Source organism: Streptomyces sp. Qhu_M48, from assembly GCF_051305195.1.
In the GTDB taxonomy this organism is placed as follows: domain Bacteria; phylum Actinomycetota; class Actinomycetes; order Streptomycetales; family Streptomycetaceae; genus Streptomyces.
The window spans coordinates 1575620-1602497 of the sequence record NZ_CP195432.1 but is presented as its reverse complement, the minus strand read 5'-3'; the positions used below and the strand labels follow the sequence as shown (position 1 = coordinate 1602497).

General features: G+C 73.3%; 24 protein-coding genes. 15 read left to right on the top strand and 9 right to left on the bottom strand.

Annotation, left to right across the window (positions count from 1 at the left end; all coding sequences use genetic code 11):
• Positions 1-17: 17 nt before the first annotated feature.
• On the bottom strand, positions 18-1676 hold the full coding sequence (locus ACRRSS_RS07560; protein ID WP_435970454.1) for an MFS transporter: 1659 nt from the start codon (positions 1674-1676) through the stop codon (positions 18-20).
• A gap of 217 nt (positions 1677-1893) precedes the next feature.
• Between ACRRSS_RS07560 and panB the strand changes: the two genes are divergently transcribed.
• From panB to ACRRSS_RS07545, 3 genes are all read left to right on the top strand, one after another.
• Positions 1894-2757: a 3-methyl-2-oxobutanoate hydroxymethyltransferase gene (panB, locus tag ACRRSS_RS07555; protein WP_435970453.1), complete on the top strand. Its 864-nt coding sequence runs from the start codon at positions 1894-1896 to the stop codon at positions 2755-2757.
• 132 nt (positions 2758-2889) lie between these two features.
• A complete protein-coding gene (locus tag ACRRSS_RS07550; protein ID WP_435970452.1) occupies positions 2890-3882 on the top strand; it encodes an ATP-binding cassette domain-containing protein in 993 nt (330 codons plus the stop codon).
• Complete coding sequence (locus ACRRSS_RS07545) at positions 3879-4733, top strand: ABC transporter permease (protein WP_435970451.1); 855 nt, start codon at positions 3879-3881, stop codon at positions 4731-4733. Before ACRRSS_RS07550 ends, ACRRSS_RS07545 begins: the two co-directional genes overlap by 4 nt.
• A gap of 25 nt (positions 4734-4758) precedes the next feature.
• On the opposite strand, the gene ACRRSS_RS07540 is transcribed toward ACRRSS_RS07545, so the two are convergent.
• Entirely contained in the window at positions 4759-8211 is a 3453-nt protein-coding gene (locus tag ACRRSS_RS07540) for a BTAD domain-containing putative transcriptional regulator (RefSeq protein ID WP_435970450.1), read from the bottom strand.
• Positions 8212-8321: 110 nt separating this feature from the next.
• Between ACRRSS_RS07540 and ACRRSS_RS07535 the strand changes: the two genes are divergently transcribed.
• Positions 8322-9116 (top strand): site-2 protease family protein, encoded by a 795-nt coding sequence (locus ACRRSS_RS07535; protein ID WP_435970449.1) that lies wholly within the window; start codon positions 8322-8324, stop codon positions 9114-9116.
• 29 nt (positions 9117-9145) lie between these two features.
• On the opposite strand, the gene ACRRSS_RS07530 is transcribed toward ACRRSS_RS07535, so the two are convergent.
• Positions 9146-9328, bottom strand: coding sequence for a hypothetical protein (locus tag ACRRSS_RS07530; protein ID WP_435970448.1), 183 nt, complete (start codon positions 9326-9328; stop codon positions 9146-9148).
• Positions 9329-9418: 90 nt separating this feature from the next.
• On the bottom strand, positions 9419-10138 hold the full coding sequence (gene npdG / locus ACRRSS_RS07525) for an NADPH-dependent F420 reductase (RefSeq protein ID WP_435970447.1): 720 nt from the start codon (positions 10136-10138) through the stop codon (positions 9419-9421).
• A gap of 105 nt (positions 10139-10243) precedes the next feature.
• Here npdG and ACRRSS_RS07520 point away from each other — a divergent pair, with 105 nt between their 5' ends.
• Together ACRRSS_RS07520 and ACRRSS_RS07515 are read left to right on the top strand one after the other, a co-directional pair.
• Positions 10244-10846: a hypothetical protein gene (locus ACRRSS_RS07520; protein WP_435970446.1), complete on the top strand. Its 603-nt coding sequence runs from the start codon at positions 10244-10246 to the stop codon at positions 10844-10846.
• A 120-nt stretch (positions 10847-10966) separates the two neighbouring features.
• Complete coding sequence (locus ACRRSS_RS07515; protein WP_435970445.1) at positions 10967-12286, top strand: MFS transporter; 1320 nt, start codon at positions 10967-10969, stop codon at positions 12284-12286.
• A gap of 37 nt (positions 12287-12323) precedes the next feature.
• Here ACRRSS_RS07515 and ACRRSS_RS07510 read toward each other — a convergent pair whose 3' ends face one another.
• Positions 12324-12575: a hypothetical protein gene (locus ACRRSS_RS07510; protein ID WP_435970444.1), complete on the bottom strand. Its 252-nt coding sequence runs from the start codon at positions 12573-12575 to the stop codon at positions 12324-12326.
• Positions 12576-12637: 62 nt separating this feature from the next.
• Between ACRRSS_RS07510 and map the strand changes: the two genes are divergently transcribed.
• Positions 12638-13495, top strand: coding sequence for a type I methionyl aminopeptidase (gene map / locus ACRRSS_RS07505; protein WP_435970443.1), 858 nt, complete (start codon positions 12638-12640; stop codon positions 13493-13495).
• A gap of 198 nt (positions 13496-13693) precedes the next feature.
• On the top strand, positions 13694-14344 hold the full coding sequence (locus ACRRSS_RS07500; protein WP_435970442.1) for a heme oxygenase (biliverdin-producing): 651 nt from the start codon (positions 13694-13696) through the stop codon (positions 14342-14344).
• 42 nt (positions 14345-14386) lie between these two features.
• Here ACRRSS_RS07500 and ACRRSS_RS07495 read toward each other — a convergent pair whose 3' ends face one another.
• The 3 genes from ACRRSS_RS07495 to ACRRSS_RS07485 form a co-directional block, all read right to left on the bottom strand.
• On the bottom strand, positions 14387-15055 hold the full coding sequence (locus tag ACRRSS_RS07495) for a PhzF family phenazine biosynthesis protein (protein ID WP_435970441.1): 669 nt from the start codon (positions 15053-15055) through the stop codon (positions 14387-14389).
• 83 nt (positions 15056-15138) lie between these two features.
• A complete protein-coding gene (locus tag ACRRSS_RS07490) occupies positions 15139-16761 on the bottom strand; it encodes an HtaA domain-containing protein (protein WP_435970440.1) in 1623 nt (540 codons plus the stop codon).
• 75 nt (positions 16762-16836) lie between these two features.
• Positions 16837-18282 carry an HtaA domain-containing protein gene (locus tag ACRRSS_RS07485; RefSeq protein ID WP_435970439.1) on the bottom strand — a complete coding sequence of 482 codons (1446 nt, stop codon included), beginning with the start codon at positions 18280-18282 and terminating at the stop codon, positions 16837-16839.
• A gap of 139 nt (positions 18283-18421) precedes the next feature.
• Between ACRRSS_RS07485 and ACRRSS_RS07480 the strand changes: the two genes are divergently transcribed.
• From ACRRSS_RS07480 to ACRRSS_RS07450, 7 genes are all read left to right on the top strand, one after another.
• On the top strand, positions 18422-19435 hold the full coding sequence (locus ACRRSS_RS07480; protein WP_435970438.1) for a heme/hemin ABC transporter substrate-binding protein: 1014 nt from the start codon (positions 18422-18424) through the stop codon (positions 19433-19435).
• A gap of 170 nt (positions 19436-19605) precedes the next feature.
• The gene (locus tag ACRRSS_RS07475) at positions 19606-20655 is read left to right on the top strand and encodes a FecCD family ABC transporter permease (RefSeq protein ID WP_435975271.1); all 1050 of its coding nucleotides are present in this window, start codon (positions 19606-19608) and stop codon (positions 20653-20655) included.
• Positions 20652-21551, top strand: a complete 900-nt coding sequence (locus ACRRSS_RS07470; protein ID WP_435970437.1) for a heme ABC transporter ATP-binding protein — start codon at positions 20652-20654, stop codon at positions 21549-21551. Before ACRRSS_RS07475 ends, ACRRSS_RS07470 begins: the two co-directional genes overlap by 4 nt.
• A 155-nt stretch (positions 21552-21706) precedes the next feature.
• Positions 21707-22861 carry an iron uptake system protein EfeO gene (gene efeO / locus ACRRSS_RS07465; RefSeq protein WP_435970436.1) on the top strand — a complete coding sequence of 385 codons (1155 nt, stop codon included), beginning with the start codon at positions 21707-21709 and terminating at the stop codon, positions 22859-22861.
• A gap of 18 nt (positions 22862-22879) precedes the next feature.
• Complete coding sequence (gene efeB, locus ACRRSS_RS07460) at positions 22880-24139, top strand: iron uptake transporter deferrochelatase/peroxidase subunit (RefSeq protein ID WP_435970435.1); 1260 nt, start codon at positions 22880-22882, stop codon at positions 24137-24139.
• Between the two features lie 30 nt (positions 24140-24169).
• Entirely contained in the window at positions 24170-25051 is an 882-nt protein-coding gene (gene efeU, locus ACRRSS_RS07455; protein ID WP_435970434.1) for an iron uptake transporter permease EfeU, read from the top strand.
• Positions 25008-26048, top strand: a complete 1041-nt coding sequence (locus ACRRSS_RS07450) for a hypothetical protein (RefSeq protein ID WP_435970433.1) — start codon at positions 25008-25010, stop codon at positions 26046-26048. Before efeU ends, ACRRSS_RS07450 begins: the two co-directional genes overlap by 44 nt.
• A 36-nt stretch (positions 26049-26084) precedes the next feature.
• Here ACRRSS_RS07450 and ACRRSS_RS07445 read toward each other — a convergent pair whose 3' ends face one another.
• Entirely contained in the window at positions 26085-26864 is a 780-nt protein-coding gene (locus tag ACRRSS_RS07445) for a bifunctional DNA primase/polymerase (RefSeq protein WP_435970432.1), read from the bottom strand.
• Positions 26865-26878: the final 14 nt, after the last annotated feature.

Sequence of the window (26878 nt, the reverse complement as noted above, 5' to 3'; positions counted from 1 at the left end):
CGCCTCTCGTCCGGGTACTAGCGTCGGGCCGATTCTCCCGCCTCCGCGCCGGAGGCGGGCGCCGAGGTCCGCGCGGCCTCGCCCTCCGGGCCGCCGCCGGGGGGTGTTGGGGCGGGGCCGGCCGGTGTCCGGCCGGGCAGGAAGGCGGCGACGACGGCCGCCCCGACCAGGGCGATGACCGCCGAGGCGACGGCCGTGAGGTGCATGGCGCTCAGGAAGGCGTCGTACGCGGGGGCCACCAGGTCCCGGCCCGCCGGGCCGAGCCTCTCCGCGACCGCGAGCGTGGCCTCGACGGACTCGCCCGCCGTGGCGCGCAGCGCGGCGGGCACCGCGCCGAGGTGTCCCTCGATCTCCCCGCGGTAGGCGGAGGAGAGCACCGAGCCGAGGACGGCCACGCCGAGCGCGCCGCCGACCTGCCTGAAGGTGTTGTTGACCGCCGAGCCGGAGCCCGCCTTCTCACGGGGCAGCGCCTGCATGATCGCGACCGTGACCGGCGGCATGATGTGCGCCATTCCGGCGCCCTGGAGGAAGAAGACGACCTCCATGACCCAGATCGGGGTGGAGGCGTCGAAGAAGGCGAAGGCGGCCAGGCCGAGGGCGACGAGGAGCATGCCGGCGGTGCAGACGGCCCTGGCGCCGAAGCGTTCGACGACGAGCCGCGCCCGGGGCGCGAACACCATCTGCGCGACGGCCAGCGGCAGGATGAGCAGCCCGGACTGCAGGGCGCTGTAGCCGCGGACGCTCTGCAGGTAGAAGGCGGAGAAGAAGGTCACGCCCATGAGCGCGAAGAAGACGAGGGCGATGGCGGCGACGGCCGCGGAGAACGCGGGCCGCTTGAAGTAGGTCATGTCGATCGCCGGGTGGTCGCTGCGCCGCTCGTGGAGGACGAAGAGGACGAGGACCGCGAGGCCGCCGAGGGCCGGGGCGAGGACGGTGGGGTCGGTGAAGTCGGCCAGCTCGCCGCCGCGGATGATCCCGTACACGAGGAGGACGAGGCCGACGACGGAGAGCAGGACGCCCGGGATGTCGACGCGGCCCGGATCGGGGTCCCGGGAGTCGGGAACGAGCCACATCATCAGGGCGAGGGCGAGGAGCACGACCGGCACGTTGACGAGGAAGATCGATCCCCACCAGAAGTGTTCGAGCAGGATGCCGCCGGTGATCGGGCCGATCGCGATGGCGAGGCCGACGCCGCCGGCCCAGATGCCGATGGCCTTGGGCTGCTCGTCGCGTTCGAAGACGTTCATGAGGACGGCGAGGGTCGCGGGCATGACGAAGGCCGCGCCGAGGCCCATGACGGCCCGGTGGGCGATGAGCTCGCCCGGGGAGCCGGAGAAGGCGGCGAGGGCGGAGCCGATGCCGAAGACGACGATGCCGGAGAGGAGCACCCTCTTGCGGCCGAGACGGTCGCCGAGGAGGCCGGAGGTGAAGAGGAGCCCGGCGAAGACCAGCGTGTAGGAGTTGATCGACCACTCCAGCTCGCTCTGGGTGGCGCCGATGCCGATGGGGGCGGGGGACGCGATCGTCTTGACGGCGACGTTGAGGATCGAGTTGTCGAGGACCACGATCAGCAGGCTGAGCATGAGGACGCCGAGCACGGCCCAGCGTCGCCGGTGGACGGCCTCGGGTATGCGGGGGCCGGGGGGTGCGGCGGGCGGGGAGGACGGCTGGGACATGCCCATCACTCTAAAGTAATTTCGATACGGGCCCGTCTCGTATCGAAAAAACCTGACCGATCCTTCACGTCGCGGGCGCGGGAACGCGCCAACCGCCGCGCCGGTGTGAACAGCGCCACTCCGGCCCACTTCCCCGCCCGCCCGGCGAGGTGCCACCATGGATGTGGTCCGGGGACGCCGTCAGGGCGCCTCGAGATGACACAAGGAGCCGTTGACCATGACGCTTCAGGCTGCCCGCAACCCGTCCGCCGACAGCAGCAAGGCGCTGTACGGCGGCAAGGGAACGCGCCGCATCACCGTCCACGACATCGCCGCCGCCAAGACCCGCGGCGAGAAGTGGCCCATGCTCACCGCCTACGACGCGATGACCGCCAACGTCTTCGACGAGGCCGGCATCCCGGTCATCCTCGTCGGCGACTCGATGGGCAACTGTCACCTCGGCTACGACACCACCGTGCCCGTCACGATGGACGAGATGACGCTGCTCTCCGCCGCCGTCGTCCGGGGCACGAAGCGCGCCCTCGTCGTCGGCGACCTCCCCTTCGGCTCGTACCAGGAGGGGCCCGTCCAGGCCCTGCGCAACGCCACCCGGCTGGTGAAGGACGCGGGCGTCGGGGCGATCAAGCTGGAGGGCGGCGAGCGCTCGCTGCCGCAGACCGAGCTGCTCGTCCAGGCGGGCATCCCCGTCATGTCCCACCTGGGCCTCACCCCGCAGTCCGTGAACACCATGGGCTACCGGGTGCAGGGCCGCTCCGACGAGGCCGCGCACAAGCTGCTCCGCGACGCCAAGGCGGCGCAGGACGCGGGCGCGTTCGCGGTCGTCCTGGAACTCGTACCGGCCGAACTGGCCGCCGAGGTGACCCGCTCGCTGCACATCCCGACCATCGGGATCGGCGCGGGCGCCGACACCGACGCCCAGGTCCTCGTCTGGACCGACATGGCCGGGCTGACCGGCGGCAAGGTCCCGCGCTTCACCAAGCAGTACGCCAACCTCCGCGAGACGCTCGGCGACGCCGCGCGCGCCTTCGCCGAGGACGTCGGCGGCGGGGCGTTCCCCGCCGAGGAGCACACCTTCCACTAGCCACAGCGGCGCCCGGAGCGCGTCTCCCACCAGCCACCGCGGCACCACCCGACAGCCCGCCGACATCCCCCATCGGCGGGCTGTCGGTCATCTGTCGGGGGATTGTCGGTGGTGCCTGGTCTAGTAGGGGCCATGACGCGATCACACACCAACGCCGTCGAGGTCCGGGGCCTCGTGAAGCACTTCGGCGACACCAAGGCCCTCGACGGGGTCGACCTGGACGTGCGGGAGGGCACCGTCCTCGGCGTGCTCGGCCCGAACGGCGCCGGGAAGACCACCCTCGTCCGCTGCCTCTCCACCCTCCTCGTCCCGGACGCCGGCACCGCCGTCGTCGCCGGGTACGACGTGGTGAGGCACCCCCGCCAGCTGCGCCGCACCATAGGGCTGACCGGGCAGTACGCCTCGGTCGACGAGAAGCTCTCCGGCTGGGAGAACCTCTACATGATCGGGCGGCTGCTCGACCTCTCCCGTGGCGACGCCCGCCGCCGCGCCGACGAGATGCTGGAGCGCTTCTCCCTCACCGAGGCCGCCAAGCGGCCCGCGATGAACTACTCCGGCGGCATGCGGCGCCGCCTCGACCTCGCCGCCTCGATGATCGGGCAGCCGGCCGTCCTCTACCTGGACGAGCCGACCACCGGTCTCGACCCGCGCACCCGCAACGAGGTGTGGGACGAGGTCCAGCGGATGGTCTCCGAGGGCGTCACCGTCCTCCTCACCACCCAGTACATGGAGGAGGCGGAGCAGCTCGCCAGCGAGCTGACCGTCATCGACCGGGGCAAGGTCATCGCCAAGGGCGGGGTCGACGAGCTCAAGGCCAAGGTCGGCGGCCGGACCCTCAAGGTCCGCCCGGTCGACCCGGACCAGCTGACGGCGATGGCCGCCGCGCTCCGCGAGACCGGCCTGGACGGCGTCGCCGGCTCGACCGTGGTGCCCGACGAGGGCGCGCTGTACGTGCCGATTCTCACCGACCAGCAGCTGACCGCCGTCGTGGCGCTGTTCGGCGCGCGCGGTTTCGGCATCGCCCACATCGGCACCCACCTGCCCAGCCTGGACGAGGTGTTCCTGGCGATCACCGGCGAGAAGACCGCCGATTCCGACGAGATCAACGAGGAGGTCGCCGCGTGAGCACGACCACGGTCACCAAGTCCCCCGTCGGAGCTCCGCGTACGGCTCCGGCGCGGCCGGCGCCCACCGCCGAGGGCCGGATCGGCCTGCGGGCCAACCTGCGCCACATCGGGGCCCTGGCCCGGCGCAACGCGCTGCAGATCAAGCAGGACCCGGAGTCGATGTTCGACGCCGTCCTGATGCCGATCATCTTCATCCTGCTCTTCGTGTACGTCTTCGGCGGCGCCATCGCCGGCAAGGGCAACAACGAGGTCTACGTCAACTACGTGACCCCGGGCCTGATGGCGATGATGGGCATGAACATCGCGATGGCCGTCGGTGTGGGCATCAACGACGACTTCAAGAAGGGGGTCATGGACCGGTTCCGGACGATGCCGATCGCCCGGTCCTCCGTCCTGATCGCGAAGATCGTCGTCGAGGTCGGCCGGATGCTGATCGCCACCTCGATCCTGCTCGGCATGGGCTTCCTGCTCGGCCTGGAGATCCACACCTCGTTCCTCCACCTGCTCGCCGCGATCGGCCTGTCGATGGTCTTCGGAGCGTCGCTGATGTGGATCTTCATCCTGCTCGGCCTCACACTGAAGACCGCCCAGGCCGTCCAGGGCATGGCGATGCTGGTCCTGATGCCGCTGCAGTTCGGCTCCTCGATCTTCGCGCCGCCGACCTCGATGCCCGGCTGGCTGAAGGCCTTCACCGACTACAACCCGCTGTCGAACCTCGCCGACGCCGCCCGGAACCTGATCAACGGCGGCCCGGTCGCCCACTCGGTCTGGATGACCCTCGGCTGGGCGCTCGCGATCACGGTGATCACGGCGCCGCTCGCGGTGACCAAGTTCCGCAAGAAGACCTGAGTCCGGTACGGGGGAACACGGGGGTTCAGGACTCGGCGCGCTCACTGATCGCGTCGGCGGCGCGACCGAGCAGGGCGGCGGCCTCTTCCAAGGAGAGGCCGTCGCCTTCCGCGTGTGCCGCCGCGAACGCCTCCCCGCCGAGCACGGACCGGGCCAGTTCCGTGGCCCGCTCCAGGTTCTCCCGCTCCATCGGCGGCGCGAGGTGGCCCGGCGGCACCAGACCGTCCCTGGCTCCGAGCAGCACCGCCCCGGTCCGCGCCTGCGGACCGCCGAGCCCGGCCAGCGCCCAGGCGGCGGTGACCAGATGGACCCCGGGCATCTGCGGGGCCACCATCATCGACAGCGACCCGAGGGAGCGCTCGTACGCCTCCGTGGCGAGGGCGAGCGCGGAGCCGTACCGCCCGTCGAGGTCGTCCAGCCAGCCCAGGCTGCCGAGCGTGAAGCCCTCGAAGAGGGAGAGGGTCTCGGAGCCGAACTCCCCCCGCAGCGCGTGCAGGTGCTCGCGCGCCTCGGCGGTGCGGCCGCTGCGGCCGAGCGCCAGGGCGAGGAAGATGCGGGCGCCGAGCAGGGGTTCGTGGCCCCAGCCGTGGCCGCCGGCCACGATCTCGCGCAGGATCGCCTCCCCCTCGTCGAGCCGCCCGGTCTCGACGAGCGTCCCGGCGTACCGGGCCCGCAACAGCGCCATCTGCGACTGGGCACCGATCCGTTCCGCGTAGCCGATGGCGGCGGCGAAGTCCTCGGCCGCGGCCTCGAACCCCAGCCGCCGCTCGTGGGCCTCCGCGCGGGAGGAGAGCGCCTCCGCGGCGCCCCAGGCGTCACCGAGCCGGACGAAGAGCTCCAGGCTCTCGTCGGCGTCGGCGATCGCCTCGACGGCCTGGTCCCCCCGGTTGGCGAACATGTTGGCCCGCATCTGGAGGCCGTTGGCGAGCTCCCAGTCGTAGCCGTAGCGGCGGCAGGCGTCGATGGTCGCGTCGAGCAGTTCGCGCAGCCGGCCGGCCTCGCCGATGAGGAGGACCGCGAAGACGGCGAGGGAGCCGGGCAGCCGGGCGGCCTGGGGCAGCCCCGGTTCGTAGACGGCGGTCATCTCGCGGAGCCGCTCCACGCCCTCGGGGCTGGTCCAGCGCCCGGTCTCGTGGTCCATGTTGATCAGCTCGACGAGCCGCACCCCGCGCCGGGCCTCCCAGCGCTGCTCCTCGGAGAGCGGCGGCGGCTCGGCCGTGCACGGCTCGTCCAGGGGTACGACGGGGGCGGCGGGCGGCGCGAACGGGTCGGGTCCGAGGGCGGCGGCGGCCCGGGCCCAGTGCAGCGCGTCGGAGCGCAGGTCACGCATCTGCCAGTACCAGAGCAGGGAGTGGACGAGGACGAGCGCCTCGTCCTCGTCGTGGCCGTCGACGGCCCGGCGCAGGGCGGTGCGGAGGTTGCCGTACTCGGCGCCGAAGCGGGCGATGGCGGCGACCTGACCGGCTCCGCGCAGCTCGGGATCGGTACGGCGGGCCAGCTCCCGGTAGTACGTGAGATGGCGGCGCTCGACCGCCGCCCGCTCCCCGGCCTCGTCGAGCCGCTCCCCCGCGTACTCCGCGACCGTCTCCAGAAGCCGGAACCGCATCCCCTCGCCGTCCCGGCCGGGACCGGCCACCACCAGCGACTTGTCGACAAGGGCGCCCAGCACGTCCAGGACGTCCACGACGCCACCGGCCGCACCGCCCCCGCACACCACCCCCGCCACCGCCGGATCGGCGCGCACCTCCCCCGCCGCCGGATCGGCGCGTCCATCCCCCGCCGCCGGATCGGCGCGTCCATCCCCCGCCGCCGGATCCGCGCAGACCGCCTCCGCCGCCGACAGATCGCAGCCGCCCGTGAAGACCGCGAGCCGCCGCAGCACCGCCCGCTCCGCCCCGTCGAGCAGGTCCCACGACCAGTCCACCACCGCCCGCAGCGTCTGCTGGCGCGGCAGCACCGTCCGCGCCCCCGACGTAAGCAGCCGGAACCGGTCGTCCAGACGGTCCGCGATCTGCCGCACCGACAGCAGCCGGAGCCGCGCCGCCGCCAGCTCGATCGCCAACGGCAACCCGTCGAGCCGCCGGCACACCTCCGCCGCCGCCTCCGGGTCCTCGTCCACCGCGAACCCCGGCCGCGCCGCCGCGCCCCGCTCCCCGAGCAGCCGCAGCGCCATGTCCGTCGGCAACGGGCCCAGCGGCCGCACCACCTCGCCCGGCACCCCCAGCGGCTCCCGGCTCGTCGCGAGGACCCGGAGTCCGGGGCAGCGGGCGAGCAGGGTCTCGGCCAGGTCGGCGGCGGCCGCCACGACGTGCTCGCAGTTGTCGAGGAGCAGCAGCATCCGGCGTCCGGCGCAGTGCTCGACGAGCCGGGCGAGCGGGTCGTTCCCGGCCCGCAGCTCCTCGGCTCCCGCGCCGCGCAGCACGGTCTCGCGGGCGCCGACGGCCGCGAGCACGGCCTCGGGGACGGCCTCCGGGTCGGTGACGGGGGCGAGCTCGGCGACCCAGACCCCGTCCGGCCAGGCCTTCTCCCCGTGCTCGGCGGCCTCCTGCGAGAGGCGGGTCTTCCCGGCGCCGCCGGGCCCGAGCAGGGTGACGAGCCGGGCGGCCCCCAGGTCCTCCTGGAGGGCGGCGATCTCCTCGTCGCGGCCGACGAAACTGGTGAGCCGCGCGCGCAGATTGCCGCGGGCGGCCGGCGCCCGGTGCGGCTCGGGCTCCGGCTTCCGCCGCCGTCCGGGCCTCGTTTCCCCGTCGCCCGTCCCCTGGGTCAGCAGCTCGGCGTGCAGGGCCCGCAGGGCCGGTGACGGGTCCGTGCCGAGCCGGTTGGCGAGGGCCCGGCGGACCGACTCGTAGACGGCGAGGGCCTCGGCCGCCCGGCCGGTGTCCCGCAGGGCCCGGATACGGAGGGCCTGGAGGGGTTCGTCCAGGGGGTGGGCGGCGCACAGCGCGGTCAGTTCGGGGAGGGCCTCGGGCGCGTCGCCGAGCCCGAGGGCCGCGCCGAGCCTGGCCCGGCGGGCGTCGAGACGGCGGGCCTCCCAGCGGGCGGCCTCCGCGTCCCGGTCGGGCAGGTCGGCGAGGGCGGGGCCGCGCCAGAGCCCGAGGGCGCGGTCGAGGAGGGCGGCGGCCTTGGCCGGGTCGCCGGCGCCGAGCGCGGCCACGCCCTCGAAGGCGAGGCGTTCGAAGCGGCGGGCGTCCACGTCCTCGGGCCGGGCGTCGAGCCGGTAGCCGCCCTCGGCGGAGATCACCCGGTCCCGGCCGAGGGCCTTGCGGAGGCGTCCGACGAGTGCCTGCAGCGCGGCGACCGCGTCGGCGGGCGGCTCGTCGCCGTGCCAGACCTCGTCGACGAGGTCCGGTACGGGCACGGTCCGGCCCGCCCGCAGGGCGAGGACGGTGAGCAGTGCGCGGACCCGGGGGCCGCCGACGGCCACGTCGGTGCCGTCGGGCGTGCGGGCGAGGGTCGGGCCGAGGACGGAGTAGAGCACGGGCCCATTCTCCGTGAGAGGGTCCCCGCCTCCGGAACTCGCCCCGTCTCCCGGTACGTTTCCCGCACGACAGGCCCGTTCTGCTCAGCCGTCCCCTGGGAGCTTCCGCGATGACCACGGCCACCACCCGGCGCCACGAACGGCGGATCAGCCCCGTCTTCCTGGCGATCCTCGCCGTCATGGCCGTCACCGGCTGGGCGGTGTGGACGGACTTCGCCTCCTCGCCCGGCCTCGCGGTCTTCCTCTTCGTGACCTCGGCGTGGGTGGTGTCGCTCTGTCTCCACGAGTACGCGCACGCCCGCACGGCCCTGCACGGCGGGGACATCACGGTGGGCGCGAAGGGCTATCTGACCCTGAACCCGCTCGCGTACACCCACGCCGTCCTCAGCATCGTGCTTCCGGTGCTGTTCGTGATCATGGGCGGGATCGGTCTGCCGGGCGGCGCGGTCTTCATCGAGCAGGGCCGGATCAAGGGCCGCTGGAAGCACAGCATGATCTCGGCGGCGGGCCCGCTGGCGAACGTCCTGTTCGCGCTGGTCTGCACGGCCCCGTTCTGGCTGGACGCGCTGGACGGCGTACCGCCCGCGTTCCAGTTCGCGCTGGCGTTCCTGGCGTTCCTCCAGGTGACGGCGGCGCTCCTGAACCTCCTCCCGGTGCCGGGGCTCGACGGGTACGGGGTCGTCGAACCCTGGCTTTCGTACAGGGTGAAGCGGCAGATCGAGCCGTACGCGCCGTACGGCTTCTTCGTCGTGATCGCGCTGCTGTTCGTGCCGGCGGTCAACGAGGCCTTCTTCGACGCGATCGACGCGCTGATGCGCTCGCTCGGGGTGCCGGAGCTCACCCGCTACTGCGGCTCGCAGCTCTTCCGCTTCTGGCAGGAGACGCCGGAGTTCTGCCAGGTCTAGGTCCTGGTCCGAAGGCGGGACCCGGGGCCTCAGCCCTCCGCGGCGGCCTTCTCGACCTTGGCGCGGCGGATGTAGTACCAGGCCATGTTGGAGGAGAGGCCGGCGAGCAGGACCCAGACGACGCCGAGGAAGCTGCCCTCGACGAAGGAGACGACGGCCGCGGTCACGGCCAGGGCGCAGACCACGAGGGCGTAGAGGGCGAGGCGGGGCATGGGGGTCGGCTCCTGTCCGGGTACGGCTGCTGTGCCCGTCCAGTGTCCCCCATGCCCGGAAGCGTCCGGTCTCCGGCTCGGGGGCCGGACTCAGATGTCGGTGACGCGCAGCCCGGCGTGGGCCTTGTAGCGGCGGTTGACCGAGATCAGGTTGGCGACGAGCGACTCGACCTGGTGGGCGTTGCGCAGCCGGCCGGCGAAGACGCCGCGCATGCCGGGGATGCGTCCGGCGAGGGCCTGGACGAGTTCGACGTCGGCGCGGTCCTCGCCGAGGACCATCACGTCCGTGTCGATCTCCTCCAGGGAGGTGTCCTGGAGGAGGACGGCGGAGAGGTGGTGGAAGGCGGCGGCGACACGCGAGTCCGGGAGGAGCGCGGCGGCCTGCTCGGCGGCGGAGCCCTCCTCGGGCTTGAGGGCGTAGGCGCCCTTCTTGTCGAAGCCGAGCGGGTTGACGCAGTCCACGACGAGCTTGCCCGCGAGTTCCTCGCGCAGCGACTCCAGGGTCTTGGCGTGGCCGTCCCACGGCACGGCGACGATCACGATGTCGCTGCGCCGGGCGCACTCGGCGTTGTCGGCGCCCTCGACGCCGTGGCCGATCTCCTCGGCGGCCTCCTGGGCGCGGTCGGCGGCGCGGGAGCCGAGGATCACCTTCTGGCCGGCCTTGGCGAGCCGGTAGGCGAGGCCGCGGCCCTGGTCGCCGGTGCCGCCGAGGACGCCGACGACGAGACCGGAGACGTCGGGGAGGTCCCAGGGGTCCTTGGGGGCCGCCTTGGGCGCGGAGGGAGCGGTGGAGTCGCTGGAGGAAGTCATGGACCCGACATTACCGACCGGTCGGGGTGCCGGAAGCGCTCCCGTACGGGTGGATCCTCGGCAACCGGCCGCGCGCGGGTCCGCTCTGGTGCAGGATGCGGGCCCATGGATGCCGTACGGGTCGCGCTGCTGCGGGAAGTGCTCGCCGGGACGGAGTGGCCGCGGGCGGCGCGCCGGTTCGCGGGCGCGCTCCGGTCCTCGGTCGTCCCGCACCGGGGCGGGCTGCTCCTGGTCGGCACGGAGGAGTACGAGCCCTGGCACCTGGCGGCGCACCTGGTCGACGAGTCGGCCTGGTCGGGGCTGCCGGAGCTGGCGCCGACGCTGGTGCGGCACCGGGTGCGGCCGGGGGATCCGGCGCACCTGGCGGTCGGTCTGGGGCGGCTGGCGGCGGCGGGGCGCGGGGCGACGCTGCTGATGGTGGCGCCGGAGCGGCCGGACGCGGGGCTGCTGCAGCGGGTGCACGACGCGCGGCGGGCGGGGGCGACGGTGCTCTCGCTCGACGGGGGCGACGAGGAGGTCCGGGGCCTCGCGCACGAGGCGCTCACGGTGGCGGAGGGGGCCGAGGTGGACCTGGACACGGTGCAGCATCTGGTGAGCGCGGCGGCGGGCGAGAACAGCCTGCCGTCGCCGCGCGGGAACCGGCGCTTCCGCGATCGGCTCCTGGGCCTCGCGGACCGGCTGACGGCCCCGCCGCCGGCCCGCTGGTAGGCGCTCCGGGGCCGGAGGCGCCCTCGGAGCCACGGGTGGCCGCCGGGGTCGCGGAGGATCGGCGTCGCTGACGGGTAATGAGGTTGCCTTCGGCACCCTTTGGCCGGAACATGACCCTTCGTGTCCTCCGCGCTCTCCAAGCTCTCCGCCCTGCTGCCCGATACCGCGCCCTGGCGCGAGTCCCGCGACTTCCGGCTCCTCTGGGTCCAGGGGCTCGTGACGTTCTTCAGCAGCGCCATGGCGATGATCGCCCTGCCGCTGCAGATCAAGGAGCTGACGGGTTCGCCGCTCGCGGTCGGCGCGATGGGCGCGGTCGAGCTGGTCCCGCTGATCGTGTTCGGCCTGTACGGCGGGGCGCTCGCCGACGCGGTCGACCGGCGGCGGGTGATCCTCTGGACCGAGGCGGGCCTCGGGCTGCTCGCGGGTCTCCTGCTGGTCAACGCGCTGCTGCCGGAGCCGATGCTCTGGCCGCTCTACGTGGTCGCGGCCGGGGTGTCGGCGCTCGCCGGCCTCCAGCGTCCCGCGCTCGACTCGCTGTTCGCCCGGATCGTGCCCCACGAGCACCAGACGGCGGCGGCCGCGCTGAACTCGCTGCGCTGGCAGATCGGCGCGATCGCGGGCCCGTCGATCGCCGGCCTGGTCGTCGCGTTCGCCGGTCACGCGCCCGCGTACGGCGTGACGATCGCCGGATTCGCGGCCTCGGTCCTGATGTGCCGCCGCCTCTCCCCCGCCCCGCCCGCCCACGACGCGGAGAAGCCCTCGCTGCGGGGCATCGCGGAGGGAGCCCGGTACGCCTGGTCGCGGCCGGTGCTGCTCGGCACGTACGCGATCGACCTCGCGGCGATGTTCTTCGCCTTCCCGAACACGATCTTCCCGTTCCTCGCGGACGAGCTGGACGCGGACTGGTCGCTCGGTCTGATGTACGCGGCGGGCTCGGTCGGCTCGCTGGTCCTCGGTCTGACCAGCGGCTGGACCGCGAAGGTGCGGCGCCACGGGCTGCTCGTGGCCGCGGGCGCCACCGGCTGGGGCCTGGCCATCGCGGCCGCCGGCTGGTTCGGGAACATCTGGCTCGTCCTGCTCTGCCTGGCCTTCGCCGGGGCCGGGGACATGCTGAGCGGGCTGGGCCGCTCGACCATCTGGAACCAGACGATCCCGGAGGAGCTGCGCGGCCGTCTCGCCGGCATCGAGGTGCTCTCCTACAGCGTCGGCCCGCAGCTCGGGCAGGTCAGGGCGGGCGCGATGGCGGGCTGGACCGGCACCCGGTCCGCGGTCTGGACGGGTGGCGTGGCCTGCGTCGCCTCGGTGGGGCTGCTCTGCCTCGCCCTGCCGAAGCTCCTGAGGTACGACTCCGAGACCGACGAGGACTCGCTCCGCCGCAAGGCCCAGCAGGAGGCGGCCCAGCGGGAGGCGGCGCGGCCGGAGGCGGCCGGGACCGTCTGAGCGGCCCCGGCGGCCCCCGCCGCGATGTCACGGGGTGCTACCCGGGCGTGCCGTCCTTCCCGGCGTCCGGCGTCCCGTCCTTCGCGCCGTCGTGCCAGCGCGGGTCGGTCTCCCACTCCAGGTTCCGCTCGCGGGCGGTCTCCATGGCGTGGGAGGCCTCCTCACGGGTGGCGTACGGGCCGAAGCGGTTCTTCGCCGGGCAATCGGGGCCCTCCTCGACCTTCTTGTGCTCCAGGCAGTAGTACCACTCGCCCGGTTTGCCCGCGGCGCGCTTCTTGAACAGGGCCATCGTCGTCGGCTCCTTCCCTTGGGACCATGCTGCCCCAAGACCCGGTCGTTAGACTCGCTGGCATGTCTGGCCAGTCGCTTCTCGTACCGGGGGAGCTCTCCCCCCATCGCTCCGTCCCGGGCTCCATCCGCCGCCCCGAGTACGTCGGGAAGCCCGCCCCGGCCCCGTACACCGGGCCCGAGGTGCAGGATTCCGACACCGTCGAACGGATGCGGATCGCCGGCCGCGTCGCCGCCCAGGCGATGGAGGAGGCCGCCAAGCACATCGCCCCGGGTGTCACCACCGACGAGCTCGACCGGGTCGCGCACGAGTTCATGTGCGACCACGGCGCCTACCCCTCGACCCTCGGCTACCGCGGGTTCCCGAAGTCGCTGTGCGCCTCGGTCAACGAGGTCATCTGTCACGGCATCCCGGACTCGACCGTCCTGCGGGACGGCGACATCGTGAACCTCGACGTGACGGCGTACATCAACGGCGTCCACGGCGACAACAACGCCACCTATCTCTGCGGTGACGTCGACGAGGAGTCGCGGCTGCTCGTGGAGCGGACCCGGGAGTCCCTGAACCGCGCGATCATGGCGGTGCGACCGGGCCGCCAGATCAACATCATCGGGCGGGTCATCGAGTCGTACGCCAAGCGCTTCGGCTACGGAGTCGTCCGCGACTTCACCGGGCACGGCATCAACTCGTCCTTCCACTCCGGGCTGATCGTCCCGCACTACGACTCGCCCCACCACACCACCGAGATCAAGACCGGCATGACCTTCACGATCGAGCCGATGCTGACCCTCGGCACCCACGACTACGACATGTGGGACGACGGCTGGACCGTGGTGACCAAGGACCGGAAGCGGACCGCGCAGTTCGAGCACACCCTCGTCGTGACCGAGACCGGGGCGGAGATCCTCACCCTGCCCTGACCCGGCGCACATCCCCATGAATCGGCGTGAATCCCGGTAAATTCACGCCGATTCGCATGTACTCCCCCTCCGTACGTTGCTCCGCGCTCGCGAAGGGGTAGCGTTTTACCGACAGGATGTCGGGAAGCAGTTGACTTAGGTAAGCCTAACTTGGCAGGATCGTCACTGGTTCCCGTCCCATCGGCCCGGAGGCACGCCTTGGACACGCCCTTCTCCACGCTCATCCGTACGGCTTCGCACGAGCAGCACACGGAAGCGGAGACGTCGTCCTTCATGGGCGACCTCCTGGGCGGGCGCCTGGGCGTCGACGCCTACGCGCGCTACACCGAGCAGCTCTGGTTCGTGTACCAGGCCCTGGAAGCGGGCGCGGAGACCCTGCGCGACGACCCGGTCGCCGGGCCGTTCATACAGACCGAGCTCTTCCGCACCGCCGCCCTGGAGCAGGACCTCGCCCACCTGCGGGGCCCCGACTGGCGCGCCGGGGTCTCCCCGCTGCCCGCCACCGTCGCCTACGCCGAACGGGTCGCCGAGTGCGCCCGTGACTGGCCCGCCGGGTACGTGGCCCACCACTACACCCGCTACCTGGGGGACCTGTCGGGCGGCCAGATCATCCGCGACAAGGCGGAGCGCACCTGGGGCTTCGCGCGCAAGGGCGACGGCGTCCGGTTCTACGTGTTCGACGAGATCACGAACCCGGCCGCGTTCAAGCGGGCCTACCGGGAGCTGCTCGACGGGGTGAACGCCGACGACCTGGAGAAGCAGCGGATCGTCGACGAGTGCAAGCGCGCGTTCGCCTTCAACAGCGCGGTCTTCCACCAGCTGGGCGGGGAGTTCTCCCTCAGCGCGTGAGCCCGCGAGGCCCTCGGGCCCCGCACGGGACCGCTCCCACGCTCAACGCGTGAGCGGCCCCTCCAGGCGGACCCGTCCGCCGAGTTCCACGATGCCGTCAGGGCCGGGGGCGGTCAGCAGCTGCGACCCCCGGCCCTGCGTGATGTTCAGGGCCCGTCCCAGCTCCGCCGTGAGCAGCAGCGCCGCCGCGCCGGTCGCCTCGTCCTCGTCGATGCCGTCACCACGCCCCGGGAAGGCCCGCGCCCTGATCCGGCCCGCGGCCTCCTCCTCCCAGGCCCAGGCGTACGTCCAGTCCCCCGGCGGGGGCACGTCGAGCGCCTCCACCTCGGCGGCGGAGGCGTACTGACGCAGGGTCCGGGGCGGCGCCCACTCCGCGCGCGCCTCGATCCAGGTGAACTCCCCGTCGCCGCGCACCCACACCTCGCCCGCGGGCGGCCGGACGACCTCCAGGTCGAGCAGCCAGGCGGCGCCGACCAGCGGGTGTCCGGCGAACGGCAGCCGCACGCCGGGGGTGTAGATGTCGACGATCCCGCGCTCCGGGTCGTCCACGAACACCGTCTCGCTGAAACCGAGCTCCTTGGCGAGCGCCTGCCGGGAGGCCTCGTCGGGGTGGGTACGGGTGTCCCGTACGACTCCGAGGGCGTTGCCGTACCTGCCGTCGCCCGCGCAGAAGACCCGGAGGACGTCGATGTCAGTGGCGGTCGTGTCCATGGCGGAGATTGAACCATCCATGGGAAGGCGGCAGGGCCGCACCCGAGGAACGGGTGCGGCCCTGCCCGGTGGGGGGTGGCGGCTCAGGAGCCCGTCGCGCGGCGGCGGACGGCGACGACGAGGCCCGCGCCGGCCGCCACGGTCAGGGCGGAGGTGGTGAGGAGAAGGGTGGTCGAGACCTCCGCGCCGGTGGCGGCGAGGGAGCCGCCGCCGGTGGTGGACGAGCCGCCGACGGTGCCGGAGCCACCGGCGGTGCCACCGCCGCCCACGGTTCCGCCGCCGCCCGTGGTGGACGGACCGGTGCCGCCGGACGTGCCCGAGCCGCCGGCGCCGGAGCCGCCGGAGTCACCTGTGCCGCCGGTGGTCGGGGGCAGCGTGGCGCCGTCGCCGTACGAGAGGCTCACGGTCAGCGCGTCGAGCTCGGTGCCGGCCGGGTATCCGCCCTGGCCTCCGGGTGCGGCGAACGTGGCCGCGCCGGCCTCCGTCAGGGTCGCCGGGCTGTTCGCGAGGGTGACGACCTCGTCCTTCACGGCCCAGTCGGACTTCGACAGGTCGAGGGAGGCGAGGGCCACGTCGTTCTGGGTGCCCTGGGCGCTGGTGACGTCGGCGGACAGCGTGCCGGTGGTGCCGGACGCCTTCACCTTCAGGTCACCGACGGTCCAGTCGATGCCGTGGGCGTTGCAGACGAAGGCGACCTTGCCGGAGAAGGCGGCCTCGACCTCGCGGGCGTCGGAGTCGAGTTCGGCCTTGACGAAGCCGAAGTCGTAGGCGGCGCCGTTCTTCCTCGCACCCTCGGACGCCGTCACCTCGCCGCCGCAGATCTGCCCGACGTACCGCTGCCAGCTCTCCTTCACCCCCCAGGTCAGCTTGCCGTTGACGACCACGGCCGGTGCGGTGGTGGGCGGCTGGCTGGTCGGCGGGACGGTGGGCGGCTGGCTGGTGGGCGGGGCGGTGGTCGGCGGGGCCGTGGTCGGGGGCTCAGTGGTCGGGGGCTCCGTCGTGGGCGGGGCCGTGGTGGGCGGCTCCGTCGTCGGTGGGGTCGTCGTCGGTGGGGTCGTCGGGCGGCCGCCCGCCTTCACCGTGAGCGTGGCCGCGTCGAGCGCGTCACCCTCCTTGTAGAAGCCCGCGAACGCCGCCGCGCCGTCCTTCGTCAGCTTCGCCGGTATATCCTTGAACACCATCGCGCCGCCCGCGCCCTGACCCGGTCGGACGCCCGTCATGTCGAGCGCGGCGAAGGCGATGTCCTCGCGGGTGCTGACGGAGCCGTCCTTCTCCTTGGTGACGACGTCGGCGGTGATCTCGCCGGTCGGCGCCGCCGAGCCCTTGGTCGACAGCTTGACGTCCGAGATCAGGATGTCGAGGGCGCCCTCGTGCGCCTCGAAGTGGACGCTCCCCTTGAAGCCGGTGGCGGTGCCGTGGGTGCCCATGTCGTACGTACCGGTGCCGTCGACGAAGGTGAACACGCCGTTGTTCGCGGCCTGGGTGGCGCCGCCCCCGACGGTGATCTTCCCGTGGGCGAAGGGCATGGCGAGGTACGAGCGGAAGGACTGCTTGATGCCCCAGTCCAGGGTGCCGTCGACCAGCGTCACCGGGGGCGCGCCCTCGGCCGCCGCGGGCAGGGCGAGGACGACGGCGCCCGCGCCCAGGGCGGCGGCCGTGGCGACGGCGGCGGCCAGGGTGACGGATCGGCGCAAGGGGATAGCCATGACGGGGTTCTCCTAGGTGGGACGCGGGGCGCAAGGGGGGTGCGCGGGAGGTGTGGCGTGGGGGGTCAGGCCGGGTCAGGCCGAGGGGGTGGGGCCGGTACGACGACGGCGTACGGCGGTGAAGACGGCGAGCGCGGCGACGAGCAGCACGCCCGCGCCGATCGCGAGGTACGTGCTCGTGGACGACGAGGAGGACTCGGCGGCGGATGCGGCGGGGGCCGCGGCGGCGGAGGCGGCGGGGGTGGCCGGTTTCGACGGGGTGGCGGACCGCGTGGCCCCGCTGCCGAGGTCCGGGAGCGCGGGCAGCCTCACCTTGGCGTCGACGGTGACGGCGAGGGAGACCGGGTCCATCGCCGTCCCGGCCCTGTACATCCCGCCGAAGGCCCGGGCGCCGCCCTCGGTGAGGGTGGCGGGGGCCTCGGTGACGGCGGCGAGGCCGTTCCTCGGGGTGAGGTCACGGGCGGCGAAGGTGACGAGGGGGACGGCCTTGTCGGTCCTCCCGGTGCTCGTGACGTCAGCGCTGAGGGTGCCGGTGCCGCCGGTGACCTTCACGGTGACCTTGCCGAGGGTGAGGTCGAGGTGGGCGCCGGTGAAGCGGACGCTGCCCGCGAAGGCGGCGTCGAGGGTGCCCTTCTCCGGGTCGTACGTGCCCTTGCCGCCGGAGAAGCGGAAGAGCGCGCCGCCGTCCTGGGCGCCGTCGGCGAGCGTCCACTCGCCCCGGGAGACGGCGCCGGTGACGTACTCGCGGAAGGTGCGGCGCACCCCCCAGTCGACCGCCGCGTCACGGAGGCTTCCGGCGGGGGCGCTCGTGGTGGCCGAGGGGGTCGCGGAGACGGTCGCCGAAGGCTGGGTGGCGGGCGGTGTGGTGGTGGGTGCCGTGGTCGGCGGCGCCTGCCGCGGCGCCTCGACGTCGACGGTCAGGCTGACGGGGTCGAGCGGGGTGCCGGCCGGGTAGTAGCCGGCGAAGGCGGCGGCGCCCCGCGAGGTCAGGGTGGCGGGCACGCCGGCGAGCGAGACGGGGCTGCCTCCGCCGCGCATGTCGATGCCGCCGAGGCCGAGGGTGGCGAGCGGCACCTGGGACGAGGTGGTGACGCGACCGCTGCCCTTGGCCTTGCTCGCCATGTCGGCGTACAGGGTGCCGTTTCCGCCCTGGATGCGGATCCGGGGGCGGCTGATGGTGAGGTCGAGCTCGTCGGTGCCGTCGGCCTTGCGGTGACCGGTGAAGCGGACGCCCCCGGAGAAGGCGGCTTCGAAGGCGCCGGTCGCCGGGTCGTACGAGCCCTGGGCGGAGTGGAAGCGGAACTGGCTGCCGCCGACCGTGGCGGCTCCGCCGGTGAGGCCCCAACCGCCCTGGGCGATGGGGCCGGTGACGTAGCTCTGGAAGGAGGACTTGATGCCCCAGTCGAGCCGTCCGCCCTGCACGGTACGGCTCTCCGCGTGGGCGGTGCCGGCGGGTACGAGGGCGGCGAGCAGCGCCGCGAACAGGGGCACGGCGAGCGCGCGGGCGGGTCTGGACAGCATCGTGGAACCCCTCCGAGGGCTGGCAAAGTGAGGTAAGGCTAACCTAAGCTACGTTGGACCTCGGAAGGTATCCCCACCCGGGCCGAACATCCACGAACCACCGCAGAACGCAGCAGAACGATCGACAGGACGGTGTCCGGTGCGCAGAACTCGCCTCGCGGGAGCGCTGACAGCAGTGCTCGCCCTCGCCCTCGCGGCGACCGGCTGCGGCGACGGAGGCGGAATCACGCCCGGCCCCGGAAGCAGCGCTTCCACCGGTCCTGTCGCCGCCCCCGACCGGGTCGAGCCGCTCGCCGCCCCGGCCGTGCCCCGACTGCCCGTCACCGTCGCCTCGGCCGACGGACGTCGGACCACCGTCACCTCCACCGAGCGGATCGTGCCGCTCAGCGGCTCCCTCAACGAGATCGTCTTCACCCTCGGCCTCGGCGGACGGGTCGTCGCCCGCGACATCACCGCCACCTTCGAACAGGCCGAGAAGCTCCCGGTGGTGACCCGCGCCCACGACGTCTCCGCCGAGAGCGTGCTCTCCCTCAAGCCCACCGTCGTCATCGCCGAGGGCGCCACGGGCCCGGCCGAGGCCATCGCCCAGATCCGGGACGCGGGCATCCCCCTCGTCGTCGTGAAGCCCGCCAAGTCGCTCGCCGACGTCGGCACCCGGATCGAAGCGGTCGCCGCCGCCCTCGGCGTACCGGACTCCGGCGCCGCGCTCCGTAAGCGCACCCAGGAACGGATCGACGCCGTACGACAGGGGATCCCGGCCCGCGAGGAGAAGCCGCGCGTGGCCTTCCTGTACGTCCGCGGCTCGGCCGCCGTCTACCTGCTCGGCGGGGCGGAGTCCGGCGCGAGCTCGCTCCTCGAAGCCGCCGGGGCCATCGACGCGGGCAAGGAGTCCGGACTGGCCAAGGACTTCACCCCGATCACCAGCGAGGCCCTGGCGCAGGCCGCGCCCGACGCGATCCTCGTCATGAGCAAGGGACTCGGCTCCGTCGGCGGGATCGACGGCCTGGTGAAGGTCCCGGGCGTCGCCCAGACCCCGGCCGGCGCCGACCGCCGGGTCGTCACCGTCGACGACGGCGTGCTCCTCAACTACGGCCCCCGCACCGACCAGGTGCTGAGTTCCCTGGTCGGCCAGTTGTACGGGGAGGGCGAGTGACGGCGCTCCAGAAGCCCCCGCGGGAAGGGGAGACGGCCGTCACGGCCCACGCGACCGCGACCGCGAGGACCGACGCGAGTACTGAGCCGACCACGACCGCGAGGACCGACGCGGGTACAGAGCCGAGCGCGACCGCGACGGCCGACCCCGAGACCGGGAAGCCCGGCACGGTGGTGAGGCCCGCCCCCCGCCGGCCCGCCGCCGCCCCCGTCCTCACCCTCTGCCTTCTCGGCGCCCTGCTCCTGCTTGCCCTGCTCTCCGCCGGCATCGGCGCGTACGAGATCCCGCTCGGCGACGTCCTCGCCTCCGTCCAGCACCGGATCGGCCTCGGCGGGCACGCCCTCGACCACACCGCCGAGAGCGTCCTGTGGAACATCCGGCTCCCCCGGGTCGTCCTCGCCGTCCTCGTCGGCGCCTCGCTCGGCTGCGCGGGCGCCCTGATGCAGGGCGTGTTCGGCAACCCGCTCGCCGAGCCGGGCGTCATCGGCATCTCGGCGGGCGCGGCCGTCGGCGCGGTCGGCGCGATCACGCTCGGCCTCACCTTCCTCGGCAACTGGACGATCACCGTCTGCGCCTTCGTCGCCGGGCTCGCGACCGTGTTCCTCGTGTACGCGATGTCCCGCTCCGGCGGCCGTACCGAGGTGGTGACGCTGATCCTCACGGGTATCGCGGTGAACGCCTTCGCGGGCGCCCTCATCGGTCTCTTCATCTTCTTCGCCGACAACGCGCAGGTCACCCAGATCACCTTCTGGCAGCTCGGGTCGCTCGCCCAGGCCACCTGGCCCAAGGTCCTCGCCGTCCTGCCGTGCGCGCTCCTCGGCCTGGTCGTCGCCCCCTTCCACGCCCGCCGGCTCGACCTCCTCGCGCTCGGCGAGCGGCCCGCCCGCCATCTGGGCGTGGACGTGGAGCGGCTGCGGGTCGCCCTGATCCTGTTGGTCGCGCTGCTCACGGCGGCCGCGGTGGCGGTGGCCGGCATCATCACCTTCGTCGGTCTGCTCGTCCCGCACCTGCTGCGGATGGTGAACGGCCCGGGCCACCGCTTCCTGGTGCCGGGCAGCGCGCTGGGCGGCGCGGTCGTCCTCACCGCCGGTGACCTCGCGGCCCGTACGGTCGCGGCCCCGGCCGAACTTCCCCTGGGCGTCCTCACCGCCCTCCTCGGCAGCCCGTTCTTCTTCTGGCTGCTGCGCAGGACCCGTCGTAGGCAAGGTGGTTGGGCATGACGTCCGTACGGCTTCGAGGACTGCTCCCGACGCTCCCGAACCGGCGCGCCCGCACGCCGCCCTCCCCCGCCGCGCCCGGCGAGGTGGTCGCGGAGGCGGTCGGGGTGCGGGTCGAGCGCGGCGGTCGGCCGGTCCTGGAAGGGGTCGGGATCGAGGTGCGGGCCGGGGAGGTGCTCGCCCTGGTCGGACCGAACGGGGCCGGGAAGTCCACGCTGCTCGCCGCGCTCGCCGCCGATCTCGCGCCGAGCACGGGAGAGGTACGGATCGGGGGCCGGCCGGCGACCGGGTGGACGCCCGGTGAACTCGCCCTGCGGCGGGCGGTGCTGCCGCAGGACGCGGCGCTCTCCTTCCCCTTCGCCGTCGCCGACGTGGTCCGGATGGGCCGGGCCCCCTGGGCGGGCACCGAGCGGGAGGACGAGGGCGAGGCGGCGGTCGCGGACGCGATGGCGGCCACCGAGGTCGAGGCCTTCGCCGAGCGACCGTTCTCCGCGCTGTCGGGCGGCGAGCGGGCCCGGGTCGCGCTGGCCAGGGTCCTGGCCCAGCGGACCGGTCTGCTGCTGCTCGACGAGCCGACGGCCGCCCTGGACCTGCGCCACCAGGAACTGGTGCTGCGGGTCTGCCGGGAGCGGGCCGCGGCCGGGGACGCCGTGGTGGTCGTCCTCCACGACCTCGGGCTCGCGGCCGCGCACGCGGACCGGGTCGGGGTGCTGCACGGCGGCCGGGTCGCGGTCGAGGGGCCGCCGTCGGAGGTCCTGGAGGAGGCGTTGCTGAGCCGGGTGTACCGGCAGCCGGTGGAGGTCTTCCCGCACCCTCGGACCGGTGCCCCCCTCGTCGTGCCGAAGCGGACCGACAGGGAGCGGGAGGCGGGGGAGTCCCCTCGCTTGACCAGCCCTTGACCGGCCCTTGGGGACTCCCTGGAACCCCTGTGATCCCGCCGTGTCCGGTCCGCCGCATCTGAGAGCCGAATCACTGGACGGGCGGGTATGGCTGAGGTAAGCCTCGGTTAAGTTAGGTCCGCCTCAGTCCCCGTACCCGTGTTCCTGGAGTCCTCATGCGAGCCGTTCGCCTCTCCGTCGTCACCGCCGCAGCGACCGCGGCGGCGCTGGCCGCCGTCACGGGCTGCACCGAGAAGAGCGACGCCAAGGGGGACGACGGCACGATCACCGTCGTCGCCAAGGACGACTCCTGCGAGGTCTCGAAGAAGGAGTTCCCGGCCGGTCACCTGAAGCTGGCCGTCGAGAACCGCGGCTCCAAGGTGACCGAGGTCTACGTCCTCTACCCGGACGACCGGATCGTCACCGAGCGCGAGAACATCGGCCCCGGCACCAGGGCCACGATCACCGCCGAGATCAAGGCCGGCGACTACGCGATCGCCTGCAAGCCCGGCATGGTCGGCGACGGCATCCGTCAGCAGGTGAAGGCCACCGGCGGAGCCGCGGGCACCAAGCGCTCCCCCGAGATGGACGCGGCCGTCGCCGCCTACCGCCAGTACGTCCAGGCGCAGGCCGACGCGACCCTGCCCAAGGTGAAGGTCTTCACGGACGCCGTCCGCGCCGGTGACGTCGAGGCCGCGAAGAAGGCGTACGCCGAGTCCCGCATCGGCTGGGAGCGCACCGAGCCGGTCGCCGAGTCCTTCGGCGACATCGACCCCAAGGTCGACGTCCGCGAGGACGGCCTGGAGGCCGGCCAGGACCCGGCGAAGGACTGGACCGGCTGGCACCGCCTGGAGAAGGCGCTCTGGCAGGACAAGAAGATCGGCGAGCGCGAGAAGGAGCTGGCCGGCATCCTCGACCGGGACCTCGCGGACTGGGTGAAGCGGGTCGGCAAGGCCGAGATCACCCCGACCTCGATGGCCAACGGCGCCAAGGAGCTCCTGGACGAGGTCGCCACCGGCAAGGTCACCGGCGAGGAGGAGCGCTACTCCCACACCGACCTCGTCGACTTCAAGGCGAACGTCGAGGGCGCTCAGAAGTCCTTCGACCTGCTCAAGCCGGTCGCGTCGAAGAACGATCCCGCGCTCGTCGCCGACCTGGAGAAGCGGTTCGCCGCGCTGAACACGCTGCTCGACAAGTACCGCGCGGACAAGACTGGCTACGTCTTCACCTCGTACGAGAAGGTCGGCAAGCCCGAGCGCAAGGAGCTCTCCGACAGCGTCAACGCGCTGGCCGAGCCGCTCTCCAAGCTCGCCGCCGCCGTCGTCAAGTAGCGGACGGGACACACGGACATGTCCGAGGAACAGGAACACCCCGCGCGGGGCGCCTCCCGTCGTACGGTCATCGCCTGGGGCGGTGCCGGGCTCGCGCTCGGCGCCGCCGCGGCCGGCGGCGCCGTCGCCCTGACCCGGGACGGGGACGCCTCCGTCCCCGTCTCCGACAGCGGCGCGGCCGTGCCGTTCCACGGCCCGCACCAGGCGGGCATCGCCACCGCCGTGCAGGACCGGCTGCACTTCGCCGCCTTCGACGTGACGACGACCGACCGCGCCGAGCTGGTGCAGCTCCTCAAGGACTGGACGCGGGCGGCCGAGCGCATGGCGGCCGGTGCCGAGGTCGGCGAGGGCGCGTACGGCGGTCTGCCGGAGGCCCCGCCGGACGACACCGGTGAGGCCCTCGGTCTCAAGCCCTCCCGCCTCACCCTCACCCTCGGCTTCGGCCCCTCGCTCTTCGACGGGCGGTTCGGGCTGAAGGACAGGCGGCCCGGAGCCCTGGTGGAGCTGCCCAGGTTCCCGGGCGACAACCTCGATCCGGCGCGCAGCGGCGGCGACCTGTGCGTGCAGGCGTGCGCGGACGACCCGCAGGTCGCCGTGCACGCCATCCGCAACCTGGCACGGATCGGTTTCGGCAAGGTCGCGGTGCGCTGGTCGCAGCTGGGCTTCGGCAAGACGTCCTCGACGACCCCGGACGCCCAGACCCCCCGTAACCTCTTCGGCTTCAAGGACGGCACCCGCAACATCGCGGGCACCGAGACCGAGCGGCTCGCGAAGCACGTCTGGGTCTCCGGGAAGGACGCCGAGGGACCGGCCGGCTGGATGGACGGCGGCTCGTACCTCGTCGCCCGCCGCATCCGGATGAACGTCGAGACCTGGGACCGCACCCCGCTCGCCGAGCAGGAGGACATCTTCGGCCGCGACAAGCGCGAGGGCGCGCCCGTCGGCAAGGCCAAGGAGCACGACGAGCCGTTCCTGAAGGCGATGAAGCCGGACTCCCACGTCCGGCTCGCCCACCCGGACACCAACGCCGGGGCGACGATCCTGCGGCGCGGCTACTCCTTCACCGACGGCACGGACGGACTCGGGCGCCTGGAGGCGGGCCTGTTCTTCCTGGCGTACCAGAGGGACGTCCGCACCGGCTTCATCCCGGTGCAGACCTCGCTCGCCCGCGCGGACGCCCTCAACGAGTACATCCAGCACGTGGGTTCGGCGCTGTTCGCCGTCCCGCCGGGCGTCCGCGACAAGGACGACTGGTGGGGCCGGGCGCTGTTCGCGTAGCTCTTCACGTATCCCAGGGAGGGAACCGGCGTGTTCGGCAACTATCTGATCGGCCTGCGCGAGGGCCTGGAGGCCAGTCTGGTCGTCTGCATCCTGATCGCGTACCTGGTGAAGACCGGGCGCCGGGACGCGCTCAGGCCGGTCTGGACCGGCATCGGCGTGGCCGTCGCCGTGTCCCTGGCCTTCGGCGCCGGGCTCGAGTTCGGCTCCCAGGAGCTGACCTTCGAGGCGCAGGAGCTGCTCGGCGGCTCCCTGTCGATCGTCGCGGTGGTCCTGGTGACCTGGATGGTCTTCTGGATGCGGCGCACGGCCCGGCACCTCAGGGCGGAGCTGCACGGCAGGCTGGACGCGGCCCTGCGGATGGGCACGGGCGCGCTGGTCGCCACCGCCTTCCTGGCGGTGGGCCGCGAGGGCCTGGAGACGGCGCTCTTCGTGTGGGCGTCGGTCCGCGCCTCGTCCGACGGCACGTTCGCGCCGCTGACCGGTGTCCTGCTCGGCCTGCTCACGGCGGTCCTGCTCGGCTGGCTCTTCTACCGGGGGGCGCTGCGGATCAACCTGGCGAAGTTCTTCACCTGGACCGGCGGGATGCTGGTCGTGGTGGCGGCGGGCGTCCTCGCGTACGGCGTGCACGACCTCCAGGAGGCCCGCTTCCTCGACGGCCTCGCGGACAAGGCCTTCGACATCTCGGCGACGATCCCGCCGGACAGCTGGTACGGCACGCTCCTCAAGGGCGTCTTCAACTTCCAGCCGAACCCGACGGACCTTCAGGTCACGGTGTGGGCGCTGTATCTGGTCCCGACGCTCGCGCTGTTCCTGGCCCCGATAGGGTCGGGTCCGTCCGTGCGGGTGAAGAAGCAGAAGGCGACCGATGAGAAGGCTGACGCTGAGGCGAGCTCCGGGACGACCGCTTGAGCGGCTGTCGGCACGACGGCCCGCGAGACTCCTCGCGGCGACGGCCGCGGCGACCGTCCTGACGCTGACGGCGAGCGGCTGTGTGACCGTGCACGGCGAACTCGCCCTGATGCCGCCGGCCACCGAGGCCGAGGCCGCGCGGGCCCTCGCCGACTTCACGGCCGCGTACAACAAGGCCGACAAGGCCTTCGACCCCGCCCTGGACGCGGGCCGGGTCACCGGTCCGCTCGGGGAGATCAACCAGGCCGGCCTGCGTGCCCGGGCGGTCACGAGCCCCGGCGGCAACAAGAACCACCGGCCCCTCGAACTGACGGACGCGCGGTTCGTCCTGCCCAGGAAGGCGGGCTGGCCGCGCTGGTTCCTCGCGGACACCGACTCCAACCGGGACACCGACCAGGGGGCCGGCGACAAGCGCTGGCTGCTGGTCTTCGTACGCAACGGGCCCCAGCAGCTGTGGGAGGTGGCCCACCTGGTGATCCTCGGTTCGTCGCAGGTGCCCGAGTTCGCCGAGGAGGGCGGGTACGCGGTGCCGGTCGCCGCGGGCACCGACGCGCTGGCGGTCGCGCCCGAGGACCTCGGCGCGCGGTACGTCGCGTATCTGAAGGACGGGGCGCCGGGGCCGTTCGCGCCGGGGGCGCACACGTCCCTGTGGCGGGAGCAGCGGCAGAAGGGCGCCAAACGGCCGGGGCTCGCCACCCAGTACCTCGACCGGGCGGCCGACCAGGGCGACTTCGCGCCGCTGGGGCTGCGGACGAAGGACGGCGGCGCGCTCGTCTTCTTCGCGACGCGGTCCTTCGAGCGGCAGACGGCGGCGCCGGGCTACCGGCCCAAGGTCGACCCCGCCGTCAAGGCCCTGCTGACCGGCGAGGTCAGGAGCACGGTCACCAAGGAGTGGGTGTCCAACCAGGTGGCTCTGGTGCGGCCGGCGGGCGCGGCCGGCGACGGGGTCACGATCAGCGGCCGGATCCAGGGCGTGGTGGGCGCACAGGGCTCGTGAGCCGGGCGGGCTCCTGACGCGTGCAGCCGGCCGGGCTCAGCGGGTCAGGGGCCAGGCGATCTCGTGGGCCGTGTGCTCGCCGTCGCTCTCCGCCTCGCGCGCCGCGACGTGGCGGGCGCAGGCGTCCTGGAGGGTCTCCAGGAGGTTCAGCGGGTCGGGCAGCGGGTGCTCGGGGCCGCGGAGCCAGGAGACGACCGGACGGTCGTCCTCGTCCCCGGGGAGCCGGGCGGGCGGTACGAGGACGTAGCTGCCCCGGCAGTGCCAGCGGAGCCCCGGGTGCTCGTCCATCGTCTCGGGGTGGCAGTCGAGCTCACACGGCCACCACTCGTCCTCGTCCTCGGGGGTGCCGCGGGTGGCGGTGAAGAAGAGCATCCGCCCGCCGACGGTGTCGACGTCCGCGGACTCGGCGACCGGCCCGACCTCGACGCCCTCGGCGAGGAGGCGCTCCAGGGCGGCGCGGCCGGCGGCCATCGGGACGTCGAGGACGTCGTGGACCATGCCGGTGGCGGTGATGAAGTTCGCCTCGGGCTCGTTGCGGGCCCAGCGCTCGATCTGGGCGCGGTCGGTGGTCGACTGCGTCTGCCAGGCGAAGGAGACGGGGTGCCGGGCGGGGGTGGGACAGCCGATCCGCTCACAGGAACAGCTGTAGCCGACGGGGTACGCGGCGGGGGCCAGGGGCAGCCCGGCGGCAGCGGCGGCGAGGAGCAGTCTCTCGCGGTCGTTCTCGTCGTCGGCCGCGGTGCGTTTCGGGCGCCTGCGCAGCCACTGTGCGAGTTTGCTCTCCGTGCCGCGGTAGCGGCCGATACCGTCGCCCATCTATCCCCTCACAC

Bases quoted from the DNA above. Each gene is read 5' to 3' on its own strand.
- ACRRSS_RS07560 (WP_435970454.1), bottom strand. From the start codon at position 1,676: ATGTCCCAGCCGTCCTCCCCGCCCGCCGCACCCCCCGGCCCCCGCATA.
- panB (WP_435970453.1), top strand. From the start codon at position 1,894: ATGACGCTTCAGGCTGCCCGCAACCCGTCCGCCGACAGCAGCAAGGCG.
- ACRRSS_RS07550 (WP_435970452.1), top strand. From the start codon at position 2,890: ATGACGCGATCACACACCAACGCCGTCGAGGTCCGGGGCCTCGTGAAG.
- ACRRSS_RS07535 (WP_435970449.1), top strand. From the start codon at position 8,322: ATGACCACGGCCACCACCCGGCGCCACGAACGGCGGATCAGCCCCGTC.
- ACRRSS_RS07530 (WP_435970448.1), bottom strand. From the start codon at position 9,328: ATGCCCCGCCTCGCCCTCTACGCCCTCGTGGTCTGCGCCCTGGCCGTG.
- npdG (WP_435970447.1), bottom strand. From the start codon at position 10,138: ATGACTTCCTCCAGCGACTCCACCGCTCCCTCCGCGCCCAAGGCGGCC.
- ACRRSS_RS07520 (WP_435970446.1), top strand. From the start codon at position 10,244: ATGGATGCCGTACGGGTCGCGCTGCTGCGGGAAGTGCTCGCCGGGACG.
- ACRRSS_RS07510 (WP_435970444.1), bottom strand. From the start codon at position 12,575: ATGGCCCTGTTCAAGAAGCGCGCCGCGGGCAAACCGGGCGAGTGGTAC.
- map (WP_435970443.1), top strand. From the start codon at position 12,638: ATGTCTGGCCAGTCGCTTCTCGTACCGGGGGAGCTCTCCCCCCATCGC.
- ACRRSS_RS07495 (WP_435970441.1), bottom strand. From the start codon at position 15,055: ATGGACACGACCGCCACTGACATCGACGTCCTCCGGGTCTTCTGCGCG.
- ACRRSS_RS07490 (WP_435970440.1), bottom strand. From the start codon at position 16,761: ATGGCTATCCCCTTGCGCCGATCCGTCACCCTGGCCGCCGCCGTCGCC.
- ACRRSS_RS07485 (WP_435970439.1), bottom strand. From the start codon at position 18,282: ATGCTGTCCAGACCCGCCCGCGCGCTCGCCGTGCCCCTGTTCGCGGCG.
- ACRRSS_RS07470 (WP_435970437.1), top strand. From the start codon at position 20,652: ATGACGTCCGTACGGCTTCGAGGACTGCTCCCGACGCTCCCGAACCGG.
- efeO (WP_435970436.1), top strand. From the start codon at position 21,707: ATGCGAGCCGTTCGCCTCTCCGTCGTCACCGCCGCAGCGACCGCGGCG.
- efeB (WP_435970435.1), top strand. From the start codon at position 22,880: ATGTCCGAGGAACAGGAACACCCCGCGCGGGGCGCCTCCCGTCGTACG.
- ACRRSS_RS07450 (WP_435970433.1), top strand. From the start codon at position 25,008: ATGAGAAGGCTGACGCTGAGGCGAGCTCCGGGACGACCGCTTGAGCGG.
- ACRRSS_RS07445 (WP_435970432.1), bottom strand. From the start codon at position 26,864: ATGGGCGACGGTATCGGCCGCTACCGCGGCACGGAGAGCAAACTCGCA.